Source organism: Plantactinospora sp. BB1, from assembly GCF_003030385.1.
Classification (GTDB): domain Bacteria; phylum Actinomycetota; class Actinomycetes; order Mycobacteriales; family Micromonosporaceae; genus Plantactinospora.
Genome location: NZ_CP028159.1, coordinates 4,537,463 through 4,559,855 on the forward strand (window position 1 = coordinate 4,537,463; position 22,393 = coordinate 4,559,855).

9 protein-coding genes are annotated in these 22,393 nt (G+C 72.5%); 2 read left to right on the forward strand and 7 right to left on the reverse strand.

The features are described 5' to 3' along the window. Nucleotides 1-23: 23 nt before the first annotated feature. The 6 genes from C6W10_RS19885 to C6W10_RS19910 are packed head-to-tail and all read right to left on the reverse strand — an operon-like array spanning nucleotide 24 to nucleotide 15,639. Nucleotides 24-1,241, reverse strand: coding sequence for a cytochrome P450 (locus C6W10_RS19885; RefSeq protein ID WP_107259451.1), 1,218 nt, complete (start codon nucleotides 1,239-1,241; stop codon nucleotides 24-26). Continuing rightward, nucleotides 1,238-3,007: a non-ribosomal peptide synthetase gene (locus C6W10_RS19890; protein ID WP_107259453.1), complete on the reverse strand. Its 1,770-nt coding sequence runs from the start codon at nucleotides 3,005-3,007 to the stop codon at nucleotides 1,238-1,240. The genes C6W10_RS19885 and C6W10_RS19890 overlap by 4 nt, the downstream gene beginning before the upstream one ends. Then, nucleotides 3,004-3,618 (reverse strand): GNAT family N-acetyltransferase, encoded by a 615-nt coding sequence (locus tag C6W10_RS19895; protein ID WP_199853694.1) that lies wholly within the window; start codon nucleotides 3,616-3,618, stop codon nucleotides 3,004-3,006. The genes C6W10_RS19890 and C6W10_RS19895 overlap by 4 nt, the downstream gene beginning before the upstream one ends. Further along, nucleotides 3,615-8,027, reverse strand: coding sequence for a type I polyketide synthase (locus tag C6W10_RS19900; RefSeq protein ID WP_107259455.1), 4,413 nt, complete (start codon nucleotides 8,025-8,027; stop codon nucleotides 3,615-3,617). The genes C6W10_RS19895 and C6W10_RS19900 overlap by 4 nt, the downstream gene beginning before the upstream one ends. Then, a complete protein-coding gene (locus tag C6W10_RS19905; protein ID WP_107259457.1) occupies nucleotides 8,024-14,404 on the reverse strand; it encodes a non-ribosomal peptide synthetase in 6,381 nt (2,126 codons plus the stop codon). Before C6W10_RS19905 ends, C6W10_RS19900 begins: the two co-directional genes overlap by 4 nt. Then, complete coding sequence (locus tag C6W10_RS19910) at nucleotides 14,401-15,639, reverse strand: MFS transporter (protein ID WP_159104668.1); 1,239 nt, start codon at nucleotides 15,637-15,639, stop codon at nucleotides 14,401-14,403. Before C6W10_RS19910 ends, C6W10_RS19905 begins: the two co-directional genes overlap by 4 nt. Nucleotides 15,640-15,868: 229 nt before the next feature. On the opposite strand from C6W10_RS19910, the gene C6W10_RS19915 reads away from it, so the two are divergent. Together C6W10_RS19915 and ectB are read left to right on the forward strand one after the other, a co-directional pair. Beyond that, a complete protein-coding gene (locus tag C6W10_RS19915) occupies nucleotides 15,869-19,936 on the forward strand; it encodes a non-ribosomal peptide synthetase (protein WP_159104669.1) in 4,068 nt (1,355 codons plus the stop codon). Then, nucleotides 19,933-21,177 (forward strand): diaminobutyrate--2-oxoglutarate transaminase, encoded by a 1,245-nt coding sequence (ectB, locus tag C6W10_RS19920; protein ID WP_107259462.1) that lies wholly within the window; start codon nucleotides 19,933-19,935, stop codon nucleotides 21,175-21,177. Before C6W10_RS19915 ends, ectB begins: the two co-directional genes overlap by 4 nt. Here the strand turns inward: ectB and C6W10_RS19925 are convergent, their stop codons facing one another. Then, nucleotides 21,178-21,957, reverse strand: coding sequence for a formyltransferase family protein (locus tag C6W10_RS19925; protein ID WP_159104670.1), 780 nt, complete (start codon nucleotides 21,955-21,957; stop codon nucleotides 21,178-21,180). It lies immediately after the preceding gene. Between the last annotated feature and the right edge of the window lie 436 nt (nucleotides 21,958-22,393).

Genomic DNA, 22,393 nt, shown 5'->3' on the forward strand with positions numbered 1-22,393 from the left:
GGTCGGGTCAGGCACGAGCGCCCTCAGACGGGTTCCACGGGAAGGCTGGTGACGCCGAGGATGAAGTTGGACCGGAGCCTGCGGACGGCTCCGGCGAGCTTCAGTCGCAGCCCCTGGGCGGCGATCTTCTCCACGAGCAGCGACAGTTCGGCTTGCGCGACCGGGGCGCCGACGCACCGGTGCAGCCCCGCTCCGTAGGACAGGTGTCGGTTCGGGGACCGGGTCGCGTCGAACCGGTCGCCGTCGGCGAAGACCCGCTCGTCGCGGTTGGCCGAGTAGTTCCACAGCGTCACGGACTCGCCCGCCCGAAAGGTGACACCGCCGCGCTCGACGTCGCGCAGCACGACGCGCTGGACGTATGCGTTGGTCGAACTCCAGCGGAGCATCTCGTCGACGACCGTGCTCCCGATCGCCGGCCGGCTCAACAGCAGGTCGTACTGATCGGGATGGTCCAGCAACGCCAGCAGACCGGTACACCCGGTGTACGACGACGTCTCGTTGCCACCGACCGCGACGTTCATGCAGTTGTAGAAGACCTCTTCCTCGGTCAGCTTCCGCCCGTTGACCGTGCCGTGCAGCAGCATCGTGATCAGATCCTCGCCCGGGTCACGGCGGCGCGCGGCCACCACGTCGGTGAAGAACTCGAAGATCTCCGCCTGCAACCAGGCCAGACGCAACCGCTCGTCCCCGCCGGTCTCGACGAACACCTCGTCCCGGTAGCCCACCATGCGTCGGGTCAGGCCGATCAGATGGTGCGCCTCCTCGTGCGACAACCCCATGATCTCCATGAGCGCGCCGGCGGGGAGTTCGGTGGCCACCTCGGTGGCGAAGTCGCCGCCCCCGTTCCGGCGCAGCCGCGCCAGCGCGTCGTCCAGGAGCACCGACACCCGGGCGGCGACCCGCTTGGCGACGCTGGTCGACATGGCGGGATGGATGATCTGCTTCAGCATCCGGTGCCGGGGCAGGTCGGTGGAGACCAGCATCTTCCCGGCCGAGGTGTCCTCCTCGCTGCGGAACGAACCGCCGACGATGGCACCCCGGGTGGAGCCGAACAGCTCGTGGCTGCTGTACGCCCACAGGACGTCCTCGTACCGGGTCAGTGCCCAGAACCGGCTACCGTCGGCGCCCCGGTTCAGGTGGATCGGATCGTGCGCGCGCAGGTGCGCGAAGACGGCCGGGTGACCACCCGCGACGAACACGTCGACATCGGTGAGGTCGACGGTGCCCGCCCCCCGGGTCACTGCACGGCTCCGGCCGTCCGCGCCGAGTCGAGTTCCCCGGCGAGGTCCTTCAGGGTGGCGTTGTCCAGGATCTCGTTGAACGGGAGCCGCACGTCGAGTTCACGGCTGATCCGTCGGCTCATCCGGAAGGCGAGCAGGGAGTGGCCGCCCAGGGCGAAGAAGTCGTCGTCGCGGCCCACCTGCTCGATGTTGAGCAGCTCCTCCCAGAGCGCCGCCAGGTACCGTTCGGTCTCGGTCCGCGGTGCCACGACGCCCTCGGCACGGGCGTCCTGACGCTCGAGTTCCGCGCGCAGCGCCACGACGTCCCGCTTGCCGTGCGGGGTGAAGGGGATCTCGTCGAGGATGACGAGGCGGCTCGGCACCATGTAGTCCGGCAGATCGCGCTCGACGCGACCACGCAGATCCTTGACGTTCAGGGCGTCGGCGAGGGCCACGAAGGCGACGAGCGTGCGGCCGTCGCCCTCGCCACCGGCGAGCACCACGGCGTCCTGCACCTCCGGGTACCGCCTCACTGCCTGCTCGACCTCGCCGGGTTCGACGCGGTAACCGCGAATCTTCACCTGGTCGTCGACCCGGCCGACGAACAGCAGCGTTCCGTCCGCACGCCGCCGCGCCAGGTCGCCCGTGCGGTACATCCGGACCGGTGTGCCGTCGATCTGGACGGTCACGAAACGCTCCGCCGTCAGATCCGCGCGGCCGAGGTAGCCACGGGCCAGGCCCGGTCCGCCGACGACGATCTCACCGCGTTCGCCCGCCGGCACCTCGTCGAGGCCGGGGCCGAGCAGCCGTACGGTCACGCCGGCGAGCGGCGTGCCGATCGGTACGACGTCGGCGGCGACGTCCTCCTCGGTGACCAGGTGCGCGGTGCAGGCGGTGGTGATCTCGGCCGGACCGTAGAGGTTGTAGAGGTCGCCGTCGAAGCGGCTCTCCAGCAGTGCCCGGCAGGCGGCCGGTTGCAGCACGTCACCGCCGACGGCGAGGACCCGCAACGAGGCGAACGCCTCGCGATCCTCCCGCACCACGTGGTTGACCACCATGGTGGGCACGAGCATGGCGGTGATGCCGTACCTCTTCATCTGCCGTTGGAAATCCGCCGCGAGCAGGTCCGGGACCGCCGGCAGGATCACCAGCTGCGCACCGGCGGCGAGGGTGTTCCACATCTCGAAGTGGAAGGCGTCGAAGGAGACGCTGGAGATCTGTCCCGTCCGGTCCTCCGGGCCCAGCCGCGGCAGGCTCGGATTGGTCGCGAAGGAGACCAGGTTGCGGTGCTCGAGCACGATCGCCTTCGGCTCCCCCGCGGAACCGGAGGTGAAGAGCACACTGGCGGCGTTCTCCGGCAGCGGCGGCTGGTCGACGCCACGACCCGCGAAGCCGGACCAGTCGGAGATCGACACGAACGTCGCCGTGACGCCGGCCGGCCGGGCGGACGGGTCCCCCAGGACGACGTCGGCGCCGCTGCCGACGAGCATCTGGCCCCGGCGGGCGTCCGGATAGCGGGGATCCACCGCGACGTACGCCGCACCGGCCTTCAGGATGCCCAGCACCGCGACGGCGAAGTCGACCGAGCGGGGCAGGCAGACGCCCACCCGGTCCTCGGCGCCCACCCCGTGGCTGCGCAACAGCGCGGCCACCGCGTCCGACCGGTGGTCGAGTTCGTCGTAGCAGAGGGTGGTCGTGCCGTCCCCGACGGCCGGCCGTTGGCCGTGACGTCGCCGGGACCGGGTGAAGAGATCGACCAGCGTGCCGTTGCTCTGGTTGGCTGTCACAGCGTTCTCCCGGTTGCAGGGTCTGAAGAGCGGAACGCCGTCTCGTCCTGCGACCGGAGACCGGAGGCGGCCTCGTCCGCGCCCGGTGCGACGACGGCGAAGAGCAACGAGTCCCGCCAGCGGCCGCGGGCGAGCAGGTGGTCGCGCAGCCGCCCCTCCTGGCGCAGGCCGGCCTTGCCGAGGACGCGGGCCGAGCCGATGTTCTCCGGATGGCACGTCGCGGAGATGCGGTGCAGGCCCAGTTCGGCGATGCCGAACCGGACCAGCTCCCGCGCCGCCTCGGTGGCGTAGCCCCGGTTCCAGACCGAGGGATGGAAGACGAAGCCGATCTCGCCCCGGCGGTGGGTGACGTTCTCCACCCAGACGGCGACCGATCCGACGAGCACGCCGTCGGCCACCGCCGCCAGGTTGAAGGCCGTGCGGTGCGGGTCGGCGGCCTGCGCCACGCAGCCACGCACGAACGCCGCACTCTCGGCGGGGGTGTTGGGGCCCCAGTCGGTGTAGCGGGTGACGACCGGGTCGCCGGCGAAGGCGTGCACCGCCGCCTCGTCGGACGGGTCGAAGTCGCGCAGGAGCAGGCGTGGGGTACGCAACCGAAGCAGAGCGCTCATGGGGTCTCGGTCACCAGCCTGCGTAGTTCGGAAAGGGTACGGCTACGCGTCGGAACGGGTACGGGCGGCGGGCCCGGATCGGCCTTGGCCGCTCTCTGCCGCCTGACCCAGTCGGCCAGCTTGGCGACCGTGTCGAGTTCCATCAGGTTGACGTAGCGCAGCTCGACCCGGAACGTCTCGTTGACCCGGCTCAGCATGCGCAGTCCCATCAGCGAATGCCCGCCCAGGTGGAAGAAGGTGTCGTGCCGGCCGATCCCGCTGGTGCCGAGCACGTCGTGCCAGATCCCCGCGATCGTCGTCTCCAGCTCGTCGGCGGGCGGCTCGCTCGACATCACCGGCGTCCCGGTGCCCGGCACCGGCTCGGGCGGCGGATCCGCCGTCGCGTAGGCGGAGGCGCTGTCGCGGATCCACCGGGCGGCCCGCTCGGTCACGTCGGCCTTCGACACCACCGTCACCGGCCCACGGGCACCGGCGACGATCGCCTCCACCATCGCCACGGATTCGCCGGGCGCCAGCGCGAGGGCGTCCAGGGCGGTACGCACGGCCGGGGGCGGCTCGTCCGGCAGCCGCCACCCGTCCCACGCCGCGGTCAGCCACCGGGTGTCCCCGGCCGACCATCGCCGCTCGGCGAACGCTTCCAACACGGCGTTGCCGGCGGCGTAGGCGGCCAGGCCCGGGCCACCGAACCAGACCGCGTTGGAGGAGAAGGCGAGGCAGAAGTCGAAGTCGCGGCCGGTCATCGCCCGGGCCAGCGCCTCCGCGCCACCGAGCTTGGCGGCGGCCTGCTCGGCGAAGTCGCCGTCGGTGAGCTGGTCGCAGAGTACCCGCATCGAGGCCCCGGCGGTGGCGGCCGCGGCGTGGAAGATGCCGTCGATCCGGGGATGCCGGTCGACGACCGCGGTGAGGCCGGCGACGTCGGTGACGTCGCACCGCTCGATCTCGACCCGCTCGGCGTGGTCGGCGCGGAGCCGGTCGAAGGCCGCCCGGGTCGACGGATCGAGCCCGGTGGCGGCGCCGCGACGGCTCACCAGGACCACCCGGGCCCGGTACCGCGTGCACAGGTGGTGGGCCAGGTGCAGGCTGAAGCGGCCGAGGCCACCGGTGAACAGATAGCTGCCGCCCTGCCGGAAGGCGGTGCCGACGGCGGGCACCGGATCACAGGCGCCACCGGTCAGCAGCTGCCGCCAGCGATGCGCTCCGCGGACCACCCGGATCGTGTGGTCGGCCGGTTCGGCGATCTCGTCGAGTACGGCGTCCGCGTCCTCACCGGCCGGGGCCAGGTCGACGCACTGCCACCGCAGCCCGGCGTACTCCTGCGCGAACACCCGCACGGCGGCGATCAGCTCACGTGGCCCGTACCCGATGGTCTGCTCGTCGCCCACCGCGAAGGCCCCGGCGGTCAGGACGGTGACCGACGGGTACGGCCGCTTCCCGGCCGCCGCGACGGCAGCGGCGAGCACCGCCAGCGCCTCGGCGGCAGCCGTCCCCGGTGTGACGACCAGCTGGACGTCGCCGTCCCGGCCGGTCGACTCCGCCAGCTCGCCGAGCGTCAGCACGGTGGCACCTCGTGCGGCGGCGGCCCGGCGCACTCCCTCGGCGCCCGGCCATGCCGCCCCGACGAGCACGATGGACCGTCCCGCCAGCCGCGGTCGCCGCCGCAGGCGGGGTAGCCGGGCCAGGGTCGGTGCGGTGAGCCAGGCGTCCGGGTCGGCCAGCACGCCGGTGCCGGACGACAACGCCGGTGCCGGCGCCGCCCAGTGTCGGGTGCGTGCGAAGCGGTACCCCCGCATCGGTACCCGCCGCCACCGGCGTCCGTAGAGCAGCGCGGGGTCCACCGTCACCCCGGCGGCGAAGAGCTGGGCGAAGCAACGGGCCAACGCGAAACCTTCGGTGACCGGCTCGTCGGCGTGACGCATCGTCGGCACGGTGCGCACCCGGCGGCCACCGGCCGTCGCGCGGACGAAGGCGCCCAGCACCCGGCTGGGGCCGATCTCGACGAAGACCTCCATACCGGCGTCGAGGAGCGTCGTCACCCCGTCGGTGAAGCGGATGGTGTGCCGCAGGTGCCGCACCCAGTAGCCCGGATCGGCGAGGTCGGCCTCGGTGATCTCGACGCCGGTCAGGTTGGAGACCCAGCCGATGGTCGGCACGCCGAACGTGACGCCGCGGACGACCTCGGCGAACCGGTCGAGGATCGGATCCAGCAGCGAGGAGTGTCCCGGGGTGCCGATCGCCACCATCCGGCACTCCACGCCCTGCGCGGCGAGTTGGGCGGCCACCTCCTCGACGGCGGGACGCGAGCCGGAGAGCGTGCAGATGTCCGGAGCGTTCACCGCAGCCAGTGACACCCGGTGCAGGACGCCCGAGCGGCGCAGGGCGTCCTCCGAGGCGTAGACGCTGAGCATGCCGCCCTCGATGCCCCGCAGCAGCTCGGCGCGGGCCACGACGAGCCCGACGGCGTCGGGCAGCGACAGACTTCCGCCCACCACGGCCGCCGTGTACTCGCCCAGGCTGTGCCCGATCTGCCGGCGCGGGCGTACACCGCGCTCGACAAGGGTGCGGGCCATCGCCACCTGTAGCAGGAACGTCGCGCCCAACCCGATCACCGGGTCGGTGAAATCGGCGTCCCGCCGCAGGATGTCGTCGACCAGGTCGATACCGGTACGCCCGGCGAACACGGACCGGCACTCCGCCAGGTGAGCGGCGAACACGGGATCGGTGTCGAGCAGCTCCCGGGCCATCCCGACGTGCTGGGTCCCGCCGCCGGAGTACATGAACACGACCTCCTGGGCGGTGCTGTCGCCCTCGTCGTGCGTCAGGTCCGGCCCGCGCAGCGCCCGGGTCAGCTCGTCGAGGTCCCGGCCGATCGCGACCGCACGGTGCCGGTGCACGCTGCGGCCGGCGAGCAGCGTCGCGCTGACGTCGGCCGGGTGGAAACGCCTGTGGTCCACCGCGTCGAGGTCGTCGGCGACGGCGAGTCGTTGCCGTTGCAGTGCCGACGCCCCGGTGGCCGACACCGGCGCCAGGAAGTACCCGGCCAGGCCGGTCGACCCGATGTGCTGTGCCGGGGCCTCGGACGGCTGGGCCAGGCCGGTCGACCCGGCGTGCTGCGCCGGGGCCTCGGACGGCTGGGCCAGGACGACGTGCGCGTTCGTCCCGCCCAGCCCGAGCGAGTTGACGGCGGCGACCCGCTCACCGGGGGTCGGCCACGCCTCGGCCTCGGTCGCCAGGTAGAACGGGCTCGCCCCGTCGACCAGCGCCGGGCTGGGTTCGGCCGGGTGCGGTTGCGGCGGGATCACCGCGTCCCGGACCGCCAGCGCGGCCTTGATCAGGCCGGTGACTCCGGCGGCCGCGTCGAGGTGCCCGAGATTGCTCTTGATCGAGCCCACCGCGCACGATCTCGGCCCGCGCCCCGGAACCTCGTGCACGCTGCGCAGGGCGGCCATCTCGATCTGGTCACCCAGCGGTGTGCCGGTGCCGTGCCCCTCGACGTAGCCGACCGCTCCCGGTGCCACCCCGGCCAGTTCCAGCGCCGACCGCATGGCAGCGGCCTGACCTGCCTGGCTGGGTGCGCTGAATCCGATCTTCTCCCGGCCGTCGTTGTTGACCGCCGACGCCTTGATGACCGCGTGCACGTGGTCGCCGTCGGCAAGGGCGTCGTCGAGGCGTCTGAGGACGACCACGGCGGCACCGTTGCCGCTGAAGACCCCCCGCGCCGCGACGGTGTACGCCATGCACCGCCCGTCCGGTGAGTAGACGCCGCCGTCGGTGTGCAGTTGACCGCCGACCTGGGGGAAGCGGATCGCCGACCCGCCGGCCAGCGCGAAGTCGCACTCGCCGGAGAGCAGGCTCTGCACGGCCAGGTGGATCGCGACCAGCGAGCTGGAACAGGCGGTCTGCACCGTCAGGCTCGGACCGGTCAGGTTGAGCTTGTACGACACCCGGGTGCTCAGGAAGTCGATCTGGTTGCCGATCCCGACGAGCAGCCCGTCGGTCCAGTCGCCGCCGCCTCGGCCGCCGACGGCCTCCAGGTACGTGTTCTGGCTGCAACTGGCGAAGACGCCGACGGGCCTGACGAACCCGTCGGGCCGGTAGCCGGCGTGCTCGACGGCGTTCCAGGCGACCTCCAGGAAGACCCGTTGCTGCGGATCGATGTACTCGGCCTCCCGGGGCGAGTAGCCGAAGAACGCGGCGTCGAACCGGTCGGCGTCGGCGAGTACGCCCCGCACCGGCGCGAAGCCCTGCTGGTCGGCCAGCTCCGGCGGGACCCCGGCGGCCAGCAACTCGTCGCGGGTGAAGGTGGTCGCGCTGGCCCGGCCCTCGGTGACCGCCTGCCACAGCTCCTGCACGTGGGCGGCCCCGGGGAATCGACCGGCCATCCCGATGATCGCGATGTCGAGTTCGCTCACGTGCCGTTCCTTCTCCTGCGCAGACTGTTCATCGCGTTGGCCCGGTCCTGCCGCCGGTCGGTGTTCAGCGGCGCCGACGCCGCCACCGGCCCTTGCGGTGCCGAGGATGGGCGCATCAGCGCCGCCATCGCCGCAGCGGTGGGATTGCGGAACAGGTCCAACAGGGCGACGTCGGTGTGGAATGCGCGAGTCAACCGCGCATGCAGCTGGACCAGCAGCAGCGAGTGGCCGCCGACGTCGAAGAAGTTCTCGTGCCGGCCCAGGTCGGTGCGGCCGAGCAGCTCCGCCCACAGCCGCAGGACGATCTCCTCGGCGCCGGCGTTGCCCGGCACCGGCGCGGAGGGCGCGACCACCGACGGGGTACGGGGCAGGGCGGCCCGGTCGAGCTTGCCGTTGGCGGTCAACGGCAGCCGGTGCAGCGCCTGGACACCGGCCGGCACCATGTATTCGGGCAGGATCGCCCGCAGGGCGCGCGGGATGTCCTCGGTGTCCTGCCCGGGGGCGACCACATAGCCCAGCAGGACGTCCCGGTGCCGATCGTGCACGACGGCCGCGTCGAGCACGCCGGGGAGCGTCCGCAGGGTGTTCTCCACCTCCGCCAGCTCGACCCGGTACCCGCGAATCTTGACCTGGTCGTCGGTGCGGCCCAGGTAGTGCAGTAGCCCGTCGGTGTCCCGTACGGCCAGGTCGCCGGTGCGGTACAGGCGGGCGCCGGGGACGAACGGGTCCGGGGTGAACCGTTCGGCGGTGAGTCCGGGCCGGTTGAGATAGCCGAGGGTCACGCCCATACCGCCCACCCACAGCTCACCGGGAACCCCCACCGGCGCCGGCTGCCGATACCGGTCCAGTACGTGGTTGGCGGTGTTGGCGATCGGTCGACCTATCGGCACGTCGCCGTCGCCGTCGCCGTCGGTCACCTCGTGCGCGGTGCAGCCGACAACGGTCTCGGTCGGGCCGTACTCGTTGATCACCCGGGATCGCCGCCAGGGTCGTACCCGCTCCGACGGCAGGGCCTCGCCCCCGACCACCAGGCACCGGGTGAGGGTGCGCTGTTCCAGCTCCGCGGCGAGAGCGACGTTGAGCACCCGCAGGTGGGCCGGGGTCAGCTTGACGAGTTGGTACGGCGCCGCCGTGTCGCGCAGCGCGGTGATCAGCCCGTCGAGGTCGTCACCCGCGGTCATCTCGATCACCGCGCCCACGGTCAGCGGGGCGAGTGTGGTGGTCACGCTCAGGTCGAAGGTGAGTGGTGAGTGCAGCAGGACCCGGGACCCGGCGGTGAGGCCGTACTCCCGGCAGGCCCAGGAGAGGTAGTTCAGCACGCCCCGGTGGTGGGCGAGGACGCCCTTGGGTCGACCCGTGGTGCCGGAGGTGTAGATGACGTAGCACAGCGCGTCGCCGCCCGGACCCGGCGTGCTGACCGCCGCCCTGGGCTCGTCGGCCGCGGCGCGGACGTCGACCAGGCGTACGTCGAGGCCGTCGACCGCCGGACGCAGTCGCTGGTCGAGGTCCGGGGCGTCGAGCAGCAGCGTGTCGATGCCTGCGTCCTCGATGATGAAACGCAGCCGCGCCGGTGGCAGGGTCGGATCCAGCGGGACGTAGGCGGCGCCGACGCGTAGGACGGCGAGCAGGGCCACGATGTTCTCCGGCACCCTCGGCATCAGGATGCCGACGAGGCCCGGTCCCGGGCGGAGCTGGGCGGCGACCGAGCCGGACCAGTCGTCGAGTTCCCGATAGCTGATCTGGCGCCGGCCCTGCCGCAGCGCCGGCGCCGCCGGGTGGGAGCGGGCGGCTCGCAGGATCAACTCCCCGACGCTGGCCTGCGCGTCGGGGACGGACGTGCCGGTGTCGTTCTCGGCTCGGACGATCCGGTCCCACGCGACGTCGTCGAGCATCCGGGCCCGGGCGACCGGGCACGTGAGGTCGCCGGCCAGGGTCGCGGCCAGGTGGCGGAAGTGGCCGACCATCGCCGCGGCGGTCGCGTCGCCGACGAGGGCGGTGTCGTACTGCCAGGTACCGGTGAGGGATCCGTCCGGGTGGTCCTCGACGCTGACCGAGAGGTCGTACTTGGCCGTCTCGTGGCTCCACCGGAGTGTCTCGGCCCGCAGGTCACCGGCGGTCCACCGGGAGTCCCGGACCCCGGGCAGCTCCATCCCGAACATCACCTGGAACAGGGGTGTCCGCCCGACGTCACGGACCGGGTTGACCTCGGTCACGATCCGCTCGAACGGTGCGTCCCGGTGGGTCAGCGCGTCGGCGAGTACGCCGTGGACACGCTCCAGCAGCGTGCCGAAGGTGTCGTCGCCGGTGACCGTGGCCCGCAGCACCAGCGTGTTGACGAAGAAGCCGACGACCTCGTCGAACTCCGCCCGGTCGCGGTTGGCGACCGGGGTGCCGACCGCGATGTCCTGTTGTCCGCTGTAGCGGTGCAGCAGGACCAGGAACACCGTGAGGCAGGCGACGAACGGACTGGTGCCGTGGGTGCGGGCGGCGTGCCGGAGCGCCCGGGCGGCATCGGCCGGCAGGTCGAAGGCGATGGTGCGCGCCGGCCGGTCGACATCCGCGGGGCGCGGCCGGTCGAAGGGCATCCGTAGGGGTTGCAGCCCGGTGAGCTGCCGCTTCCACCAGCGTACCGAGTCGTCGAGTTGCCCGGCGTCGCGGTCACGCTGCCAGCGGGCGTAGTCGGCGTACTGGTGGCCGGCCGGATCGCCGGCCAGCGGGCGGCCCTCGCGGGCGTCCTGGTAGGCCCGGGCCAGGTGCCGGTCGAGGATGCCGACCGACCAGCCGTCGACGGCGATGTGGTGGACGCACACCACCAGGACGTGCTCCCGGGCGGAGAGCCGCAGCAGCATGGCGCGGATCGGCGGTTGCTCGTCGAGCCGGAAGGGCCGCCGGAGGAACTCCCGGGCCTTCTCCTCGGCGGCCGCCTCGTCGCGTACCCGCACGACGGGCAGGTCGGGAAAGGCGCCGCCGGGCGGTTGGATCACCTGACGTGGCCCGTCGGGCGTCGACACGTAGCGGGTGCGAAGCACCTCGTGCCGGTCGACGACCGAGCGCAACGCCCGGAGCAGGTCCGGGATGCGCGGCTCGCCGTGCAGCCGCAGGCACCAGGGGACGTTGTAGGCCGTGCTCGTCCCGGTGATGCGGTCGAGGACCCAGAGCCGTTCCTGGGCGAACGAGAGTGGGTAGCGGCCGTGCGGTGTGCGCGGGACCGTGCGGACGACCTGTGCCGGGCGTGTCGGCGATCCGGTGGCGGTGAGGCGGGCGGCCATCGCCCGTACGGAGGGGGCGGTGAAGCAGTCCCGCACGGAGAGCGTCACGCCGAGGGTGTCCCTGATCCGGCCGACGAGCCGCATGAGTTGCAGGGAGTTGCCGCCTGCGGCGAAGAAGTCCTGGTCGGGGTCGGTGACCGGCCGGCCCAGCAGGTCGGTCCAGACGGCGAGCAGGCTCTGCTCCTCGGCACTCACCGGGACGGTGGAGACTGGCGCCGCGCCGGTGGGCGGTACGGGCAGCCGGGCGCGGTCGACCTTGCCGTTGCGGGTGCGGGGCAGTTCCGGCATCGCCACGAAGAAGGCGGGGATCAGCACGGCGGGCAGGACCTCGCGCAGGGCGTCGGCCAGGCGGGGGCCGAGGGCCTCGCCGTCGGTGCCCGGCGTCGGCACGAGGTAGGCGGCGAGCGCGGTCGTCTCGTCGCCGGAGCGGACGGGCAGGACCGCGCACTGCGCGACTCCCGGCAGGCCGTCCAGGACGGCCTGCACCTCGGCCGGTTCCACCCGGTACCCACGGATCTTGACCTGGTCGTCGGCGCGTCCGACGAACTCCAGGTCACCGGCGGGTCGGACGCGGACCAGGTCGCCGGTCCGGTAGTAGCGGTCGTCGGGGAGGGCGACGAAGGCCCGTTCGGTCAGGTCGGGGCGCCCCAGATAGCCACGGGCGAGTCCCGGCCCGCCGATGTGCAGCACGCCGGTGGCCCCCGGCGGCACCGGCCGGCCCGCCGGGTCCAGGACCGCGATCCGGGTGGCGCCGAGGGGCCGACCGATCGGTACGGTGGCCGCGGCGTCGCCGTCCACGGTGAACCGCCCCATCAGAGCGCCCACACAGGTCTCGGTCGGGCCGTAGTGGTTGAAGACGGCCGGTGCCCCGGGCTGCGCGGCGACCGCCTCGGCGAGCCGGGTGGTGAGGGTCTCGCCACCGAAGATCAGCGCCCGGCGGGGGGTCAGCGCCTCGGGCGTGGCGGCACCGCGACGCAGCGCGTCGAAGTGCGTCGGCACGATCTTGAGGATGTCGACCCGGTACTGCCCCAGGTAGGAGCTGAAGCGGTACGGGTCGGTGACGGTGTCGTAGTCGAGGACGTGCACGCATCCGCCGTTGAGCAGCGCCCCGAAGACGCTGGTGTGGCCCAGGTCGGCCGCCAGCGTCGACACGGTCGCGAAGCTCGCCCCGGACGGGTCGATGCCGGCCGCGCCGAGCACCTCGCCGAGGCTGCGGACGTAGTGGACCAGGCTGCGGTGCTCGATCGCGACGCCCTTCGGCCGCCCGGTGCTGCCGGAGGTGTAGATGACGTAGCACAACCGGTCGGCACGGCCGGGCGCCGGGACCGGCCGCGCCACGTCCGGCAGCGCGTCCAGGGTGATCGTCTCGACGTCCAGACCGGCCACGACCGCCGGGTCGTGCACCACCACGGTGCGTACGCCGGCGTCCTCGACCATGAGTCGCAGCCGTTCGGCCGGTAGCTCCGGATCCAGGGGCAGGAAGGCGGCGCCGCTGCGCAGGATGCCGAGCAGCGCCACGATGCTGTCGGGGCAGCGGGGCAGGCAGAGACCGATGATCTCCTGCCCGGCCCCGAAGCTGGCGGCCAGCGCGGCGGAGCGTCGGTCCAGTTCCCGGTAGCTGATCCGTGCGTCGCCCTGGGCGACGGCCACCGCCGTCGGCGTGCGGCGGGCCTGCGCGAGGATCAGCTCGTGCACGGTCACGTCGAGGTCCTCGGCGGTGACGTCCGCGCCGGAACGGTCCGGTTCCGCCGGTCCTCGCAGGGGGGTCCGGCTGACCGGTGCGGTGGCGTCGTCGGCGAGCCCGGTGGCCAGGTGGACGAACTGCTCAGCCATCGTCCGGGCGGTCGACGCCTCGAACAGGTCGGCGTCGTACTGCCACAGTCCGTCGACGGACCCGTCGCGACGGGGATTGACCGTGATCGTCAGGTCGAACTTGACCAGGCCATGTGTCCAGCCGAGCGGGCGGGCGCGCAGTCCGCTGGCCGCCCAGGCGGCCGGTGGCGTCTCGGGCAGTCCCATGCCGAACAGCACCTGGAACAACGGCGTGCTGCTCGGGTCGCGTCGCGGGTTCACCTCGGCCACGACGCGCTCGAACGGAGCCTCCTGATGGCGCATCGACTCCGTCACGACGGCCCGTACCCGGTCGACCAGCTCGGTGAAGCTGGGGTCGCCGGCGAGGTCGACGCGGAGCACGAGCGTGTTGACGAAGAAGCCCACCACCTCGTCGAGTCCGTCCACGTCGCGGTTGGCCACCGGCGTACCGACGCTCAGGTCGGTCTGGCCGCTGTAGCGGTGCAGCAGCACCAGGAACGCGGCGAGCAGGACCACGTAGTCGCTCGTGCGGGCGGCCCGGGCGAGGCGCCGCAGGTCTGCGGCAACGGCCGCCGGAATGGTGAAGGGCAGCACGCCGCCACGGTGTCGCGGGGTAGGTGCACGCGGATGGTCCAGGGGCAGGTTGACCGTCGCGGCCCCGCCGAGCCGCTCGCGCCACCAGCGCAGGGACGCGTCGAGATGACGATCGGGCAGGTTACGTTGCCATACGGCGTAGTCCACGTACTGCGGGCCGGGGTCGGGCAGCCGCGGGGGCCGTGCCGCGAGCGCGGCGGCGTACGCCTCGCCGAGTTCCGCACCGAAGAGTCGCAGCGACCAGCCGTCGAAGGCGATGTGGTGCACGCTGAAGACCAGCACGTGCTCGTCGTCGGCGACCCGCAGCAGTCGGGCGCGCAGCGGCGGCCCGTCGGTCAGGTCGAAGGGCTCCCGCAGCAGGGCGACGGCTTCCCGCTCCGCGGTCGCCTCCCCGTCCACGTCGGTCACCGGCAGGTCCAGGAACGTGCCGTCGGGGTGCGCGACCACCTGCCGGAAGCTCGTCCCGGTCCACTCGTAGCTGGTCCGGAGTGCCTCGTGGCGGCCGACCAGCGTCCGCAGGGCGGTCGTCAGGGCGGCGACGTCCAGGCTCCCCTCCAGGCGCAGGCACCAGGGGATGTTGTACGACGGGTCGCCGCCGGCGAGTTGGTCGGCGAGCAACACTCCTTCCTGGGCGCAGGAGACCGGGTACCCGTCGGCGGTACGCGCGACGGGCCGCACGCCGTCGGCGGCGGGCGCGCTCACACCGCCACCCGGGTGTCTTCGTCGGCCGTGCGGGCCAGCACCGGGTGCCGGGCGTGTACCCGAGGCAGCAGCAGGCCACCGATCACGGCGGCGGCGACGATGCCGCCGAGCCAGGCGGTGTTCATCCCGCCGTAGGTGAAGACCAGCATCGCGCCCACGCAGGCCAGCGCCTGGAACACGCCGAGCCAGCGCAGCACGATGACGTTGAAGCCGATGAGGTACGGGCCGGGGATCTGGTTGCGGATGACGGCGTCGGAGGGGCCGAAGACGCCGATGTTGAGGCCGCCGAGCAGGAGCAGCCCGTAGACCGACCAGACGTTGGGCTGGATCAGGTAGGTGGCGGCCACCGCGACGAAGACGATCGGCAGCGCCGTCGCCCAGGTCCGGGGCGAGGCCCAGCGCCGCACCCGGTCGTAGGCCAGTCCGAGCAGCATGCCGGGCAGGCGCAGCACCGCGAGGAGCAGGATGCTGGTGCTGGCCGCCATCACGCCGAATTCCTTGTTGAGCAGGGGCAGGTAGTTGACGAACGCGGCGTTGACCCCGTGGAACAGTGGGATGGCCACCAGCACGGCGATCAGGCCGGTGCGCAGCGCGGGGCTGACCCGGGGTGCGGCGGCCGGTTCGCCGGTGTCGTCGGTCGGCGCGGGTCGCTCCGGCGCCGCGTCACGGCCGGCGAACCACAGCGTGGCGGCCAGGACGACGAAGGTGACCGCGTCGAACAGGAAGGCGTAGCGCCAGGTGTTGGTGGCGACGATGGCCGCCGCCACCACCGTCGCCACCAGGGCGGCGGCGATGTCCAGGCCGGCCTTCATGCCGGCCAGACGACCGTACTCGTCACCGTCCACGAAGTACCGGTAGACGGCGACCTGGTAGAACAGCCGGGGGATGCCCTCCTTCGCGAAGGCGTACAGCGCGACGAAGACGATCGAGAGGATCAGTGTTTCGAGGGTTCCTCGGAGCCAGAGCGTGAGCAGCGAGATCATGACCTCGACGGCGGCGATGCCGAGCAGCAGCATCGCGTAGTCGAGCCGCGCGGTCCCGACGCGCCGGGCGAGGTGCCGTCCGGCGAAACTGGCGACGAGTACGGCCAGAGCCGGCACCAGCCAGAACACCACGCTGAACTGGATACGCCCGGTCTCCGAGCCGACGCCGAACGGTACCGCGGTCACGACCAGCACGTCGCCCAGAGACGACAGGAAGCTCGCACCCAGGAACCAGCGACCACGCGCGGTCACCCTCAACCCGTCCCCCGCAACAGCTCGAAGATCTTCTGTGGGTATGGCGCCGCAGCGGGCACGAATCTGGACCCTACCCAAAGACGACGGTCACGTACGCATAGACAAATCTCACACTATCTCTCTCCGGCGTGCTCGCGGTGTCGCAGATAGGTCAATCTGTGACCGGTGGCTCGGCGCGGCCGTTCCCGCCACGTCCAGCCCGCCCCCACCCGGAAGTCGCACCAGCATGACGCAGGCCGAGGCATTCCTCGCCACCCTCGACGAGAACCAGTTCGCACGCCTGGTCGAGCTGCTCGACCCGATCGCTCCGAACCAGCTGCGCCTCTGGATCGACCAGGAACTCGACCGCGACTCGAACGCCTACAACGTCTCCCGGCTGATCCGGCTGCGCGGGCCCCTCGACACCGACGCGCTCGGTCGGGCGCTGACCGCGCTCGTCGCGCGGCACGAGGTGCTGCGGACCGTCTTCGTCGACGCGGGCGACACGGTCCGGCAACTGGTACTGGACCCCGAGCCGATACTCGGCGAGACGGTCGGCTGGCCGGCGGGGCTCGGCGACGCGGGCGTCAGGGAGGCGGCCCGGGAGTTCCTGCACCGCCCGTTCGACCTGCGGACCGAGGCACCGCTGCGGGCCTGCCTGGCGCGGCTCGCCGACGACGACCACGTGCTGCTGCTGGCCATCCACCACATCGCCACCGACGGCTGGTCGATGGCGATCTTCGAGCGGGAGCTGGCCGAGGCGTACCAGGGTTTCGCGGCGAGCGGCGCCTGGGATCCCGCGGACCAGCCCACCCAGTACCAGACCTTCGCCCGCTGGCAGCACGACCGGCTCACCGACGAGCTGGTCGCCCGGCAGCTCGACTACTGGCAACGCGCCCTGCCGCCGGCACCGCCGCCGTCCCTGCTGGCCACCGCACCGCTGGGCCAGACCCACAGCGGCCGGGCCGCCACCGTCAGCTACGCCGTTCCGGCCCCGGCCGCCGCGGCGATCGCCAGGTTCACCGCCGACCCGACGGTCAGCGTGTTCGCGGTCCTCCAGGCGACCGTCCAGACAGTGGCGCAACGGTTCAGCGGGGAGCCGGCGGTGGCGCTCGCCACGACGACGCTCAACCGCAAGGCGCCGGAGTTCGAGTCGACTCTGGGCTTCTTCGTCAACACGGTGGCGTTGTGCACCGACCTTCGCGACGACCCGAGTTTCCGGGTGGCCGTGAGCCGTGCCGCCCGGACGGTCAGCGACGCGCTCTCGCACGACGACGTGCCGTTCGACCGGGTTGTCGCGGCGCTGGGCACCGGTCCGCCCTTCCGGATCGCACTGGAGTTGCAGGACGCCCCGGAGTCCGACGTACGGCTCTGGGGCGGCGTGTCGGCGCGGGTCGACAGCCTCGACGACAGGCGGGCCAAGTTCGACCTCGCACTGTTCTTCCTGCGGGACGGAGCCGGGCTGCGGCTGCTGGTCGAGTACGACACCTCCCTGTTCGACGAGCCGCTGGTGGCTGCCTTCGTGCAGGCCGTCTTCACCGTCGTCACCGACGGCGCGCGTGACGACGGGCAGCCGGTGTCGGCGCTGGCGCTGCTGGACGCGCCGGCCGCCGAGGAGCAGTGCCGGCGGCACGCCGCCGGACCGCCGCGCGACGACATCGTGGTCACCAGCGAGGCGATCCGTCGACTGGCCGCGATCGGGGACCGGCGGGTCGCGGTGCGCTCGGCCGACGAGTCGATCGGCTTCGCCGAACTGGTACGCCGGGCGGAGTGGGTCGGCGCCGGGCTGCGTGGGGTCGGGCCCGGCCGGTACGTCGGGGTGATCGCCGACCGTTCGGTGCACTCGATCGTCGCGGTGCTCGGCATCTGGCTGGCCGGCGGTGCCTACGTACCCATCGATCCCGCCCTGCCGGCCGACCGGCGACGCCACATGATCTCCGACGCGGGGCTGGGCGTCGTGTGCGGGCCGGCCGGCTTCGACGCCTGCGGGGCCGAGGTGCTCGATCCCCGCCTCGTCGTCGGCGAGGGCTGGCCGGAGGCTGTCCGGGACCGGCGTACCGATCCGGCCGACATCGCCTATGCCATCTACACCTCGGGCACGACCGGTCTGCCCAAGGCCGCCGTCACGACCCACGCCAACATGCTGAACTTCATGGCCGGGCTGCGTGAGACGTACGGGATCGACGACTGGCGCGACGAGGTGGCCTCCCTGAACGCCCCGTTGATCTTCGACGTGAGCGTGCAGCAGCTGCTCGCCCTGCTCGGCGGCGCGAGCCTGGTGATCATCCCGGCGGCGGTCCGACTCGACCCCGACGCGATGCTGGACTACGTCGCCAGCACCGGCATCACGCTCTTCGAGTGCATCCCCCCGCACCTGCAACTGCTCGTCGACGCGGGCCTGCTCACCCGTCCGGACCTGGCGCTGCGCCGGCTCGTCACCGGCGGCGAGGCGCTGCCGGCCCCGATGTGGCGACCGCTCGCCGACGCCGCTCAGCTGCGGGTGTTCAACGTGTACGGGCCCACCGAGTGCACGGTCAACTCGACCTTCCAGGAGGTCGTCCCGGCGGTGGAGCGCCCGGTCATCGGCCGGGAACTGCCCGGGGTGGCGCTCTTCGTCGCCGATGCGCAGGGCCGGCTGGTGCCCGACGGGGCGGTCGGAGAGCTGCACATCGCGGGTGCCGGGGTGGGCGCGGGCTATCTGAACCGGCCCGATCTCACCGCCGCCGCCTTCCCCACCCGGCCGTGGGGGCCGGGCGGGACGCCGCTGCGGGTCTACCGCAGCGGAGACCGGGTGCGCATCGCCAAGGGCGGCGTGGTGGAGTACCTCGGGCGGCTCGACAGCCAGGTCAAGATCAGGGGTAACCGGGTCGAACTCGGCGAGATCACCGCCCGGTTGCTGACCCATCCGACCGTACGGTCGGCGGTCACCATCGTCCTGGACCACCAGGATCGGCGAGGACCGGCGCTGCACTCCTTCGTCACGGTCAGCGCGCCGGTGAGCGCCGCCACCCTCGCCGACCACCTGCGGGCCTTCCTGCCCGGCTACATGGTTCCGGCCCGCATCCACCTCCTGGACCGCATGCCCGTGACGATCATCGGGAAGATCGACCACCGGGCGCTGGAAGCGCTCGCCGCGACCGGGGAGCAGACGGCCACGGGCGGCGCCGAGGCGCCGGAACCGCCGGCCGGACCGACCGAGTCCTGGCTGTGTCGGCAGTGGTCGGACCTGCTGGAGACGACGGAACTCGACGCGCACGCCCACTTCTTCTCCCAGGGCGGTCACTCTCTGCTCGCCGCCCGGCTGGTGGCCCGGGTACGGCACGAACTGGGCGCCACGATGACCTACGCCGATCTCGTCGACGCGCCGACGCCCCGGTTGCTGGCCGCCCGGCTCGCCGGCCGAACGGTGCCGGACTCGCCGGATCCGGCCCCGACTCCCGAGCCCGTCCGGGGCAGCGTGCTGGCGCTGCGTGACGTCGCCGACGACACCCCGCTCGTGCTGCTGCACCCGCTCGGCGGCGACGTCTTCGTCTATCGCCACCTGGTCGACGCCCTGCCGCCGGACCGGGCGGTCTACGCGGTCTTCGACGGTCACACCGACGTCACCCGCGGCACGACGTGGGCCGATCCGGAGCAGATGATCGAGACGTACGCCGCCGAGGTGGCGCGGAGCCTCGACGGGCGCGGGTGCCATCTGGCCGGGTGGTCGCTGGGTGGTCTCCTCGCCCACGCGACCGCCGCCGCCCTGGAGCGGCGCAACGTCACCGTGCGGTCGGTGACGCTGTGGGACTCCGGCGTCGCAGCCGTCACCGCCCAGCGCGCCCCGGATCCCGACTGGCCCGCCGGGGCGGCGGCGGTCCTCGCCAGTCTCGCCCCGGCGGGTGCCGCATCCGCCGGCCCGGACGACGTGCGCGAGTTGACCGTACGCCTGGCGGGTCAGGACAGCCGTGGGATCGCCCGGGAGAGCGGCCGGTGGATCGCTGCCACCGCTGCCCGGCTCTGGCCCGGCACCACCACACCGGACGCGGACGCGCTCGGTGCCCGTGCCGTGGTCGCCGCGCTGCACCGGTGGCTCTTCAGCGCCTGGCGGCCGCCGGTCGTCGACGCGCCGCTCCGGGTCACCTGGGCGGGCGACTCGCTGGACCGGGGGCTGGTCACCCGCACCGACTGGGGCCGCTTCACCCGAGGTGGCGTGAGCATCGACCGGGTCGAGGCGACCCACTTCTCCATCATCGACCAGCCGGCCGTCGGGCAGCTCGCCTCCGCCCTGGCCACCACCCTCGGCTCAGCCGGCACCCCGGACGGGACACGATGAACACCTTGACCGAGCTGGAGTCGAACGTCCGCAGCTACTGCCGGGTGTGGCCGACGGTGTTCCACCGGGCCGCCGGAAGCTGGATCTACAGCGAGTCCGGGCGGCCCTATCTCGATTTCTTCTCCGGCGCCGGGACACTCAACTACGGGCACAACAATCCGGTCCTCAAGCGGGTCGTCCTGGACTACCTGGCCGGCGACGGCATCGTGCACGGCCTCGACATGGACACCGTGGCCAAACGCGAGTTCCTGCGGACCTTCCACGAGCTGGTCCTGCGGCCGCGCAACCTGGACTACCGGGTGCAGTTGCCCGGCCCGGGCGGGACCAACGCGGTCGAGGCGGCACTCAAGCTGGCCCGCAAGGTGACCGGCCGGCAGGACGTCGTCTGTTTCGGCAACGCCTTCCACGGCATGACGCTCGGCGCCCTGGCGGTCAGCGGGAACGCCGCCAAGCGCCACGCGGCCGGCGTGCCGCTCGGCAACGTCACGGTGCTCCCGTACGACGCCGACCGGGACGACGTCGGGATCGGCGGACCGCCCGCGTTCGAGCGGATGCTGCGGGACACCGGCAGCGGCTCGGACCGGCCGGCGGCCGTCATCGTCGAGACGGTACAGGGCGAAGGCGGGGTGAATGTCGCCCGGCCACGGTGGCTGCGGGCGCTGGCCGAGTCGTGCCGGCGCCACGGGGTGCTGCTGATCGTGGACGACGTCCAGATGGGATGCGGCCGGACCGGTACGTTCTTCAGCTTCGAGGCGGCGGGAATCGTCCCGGACATCGTCTGCCTGGCCAAGTCGATCAGCGGGTACGGGCTGCCGATGGCGCTCACACTGATCCGTCCCGACCTGGACGTCTGGGCGCCCGGCGAGCACAACGGCACCTTCCGTGGCAACAATCTCGCCTTCGCGGCGGCGGCCGCCACGTTGCGGCACTACTGGGCCGACGACAGCTTCGCCCAGCAGGTACGCGCCAAGGGCGAATGGCTGGCGGGCGCGTTGCGGGAGTTCACCGCGCCGTTGGCCGGGATCACGACCAGGGGCCGGGGGCTGGTGCACGGGGTGGTCTTCGCCTCGCCGGGACGGGCGTCGAAGGTCGCGGCCGAGGCGTTCGATCGGGGGTTGCTGGTGGAGACCTCCGGCGCCGACGCCGAGGTGGTCAAGTTGCTGCCGCCGTTGACCGCCTCGATCGAGGAACTCGGCCAGGGTCTGGCGATCCTGACCGAGGCCACCCGGGCCGCCGGGTGATCACCGCCCGGCGACCGGCGCCGTGGCGCGTTCCCGCAACATCGTCCGGGCGAGTTCACGGATCTCCGGACGCGCCTGCCGGAACGTCAGGCGCGCGTCGCCGGGCTGTGGGATCAGCGTCGCCGTACCGTCGACGATCTGCCGCATCGTCTCGACCAGCAGCGTCGCGCACTCCTCGTTGAGCAGGTGGACCAGGTCCGGGAGGCCGATTCCGTCCGGGATCGGCACCCGCCGGGTCCGCAGGAGCGGTCCCCGGTCCACCTCGGCGTCGATCAGGTGCACGCTGACGCCCTGCGGCAGGTCGTGGATGACCGCCCAGAGATACGGATGGTTGCCCCGCACCTCGGGCAGGTACCCGGGGTGCACGTTGACGATGCCGTGCGGAGCCAGCGCCAGGATGTGCGGTTTGAGGATCCGGGTGTCGCCGAGGGCGACGAGGTCGGCCCGGGCGGTCCGCAGCAGCTCGACGGTCGTCTCGTCGTTGTGGTCGGTGACCGTCCGGTGGGCGATGCCGTGCCGCCGGCAGAACTCGCTGGTGGGCTCCGGCTCGGCGTAGCCCGCCACCTGGTTGAGCTCCGCGAGCTGACCGGCCCGCCCGGCCTCGGCCAGCGGGGAGTCCTCGTCGACCACGAGGCACGGCACGAATCCGGCGGCGACCAGGGCCGCCAGTTGTAGCTGGCCCCGGGGATGGTCCCGCAGGTTCAGGTAGACGTAGCGCAGCTCGGCCGGGCTGGTACGGCCGGGCACGCGAAACGGGACCGCGTCGGGCGGCTGGCTCACGGGGCGCCTTCTCCCCTCGTGGTGCCGGTCGTCGTCGGGTGCGCACCGGAACCGGTCTGCTCGCCTGCTCGTGGTCGGCACGCAACCGGTACGCGTCGGGTCCGGGAGGACCGGGACCGGTCCACCGACCCTGTCGGGGTACGGGTGAGCGCGGACGTCGGCCACGGCCGAGCGACGGTCTCGACGAACCCCGATCCCACGGCTGCCCTTTCATCCCGTTTCATCATCCCGGCGGCAACCTTACCGGCGTCGGTGAACCGTGGTTCGGTCGTGGACGAGATCACCGACGGTCGACCGTCGACGCGCCGGCCGGCAGGGGCGGGCGGCCGGGACGATCTGAAGATTACCTTCGCCATCGCGGCGAGGAAGTGTAGACAACTTTCGCTGCGCTGCCTATCGTCAGCACTACCCAGAGCGATGTTCCTCGATGAAAGAG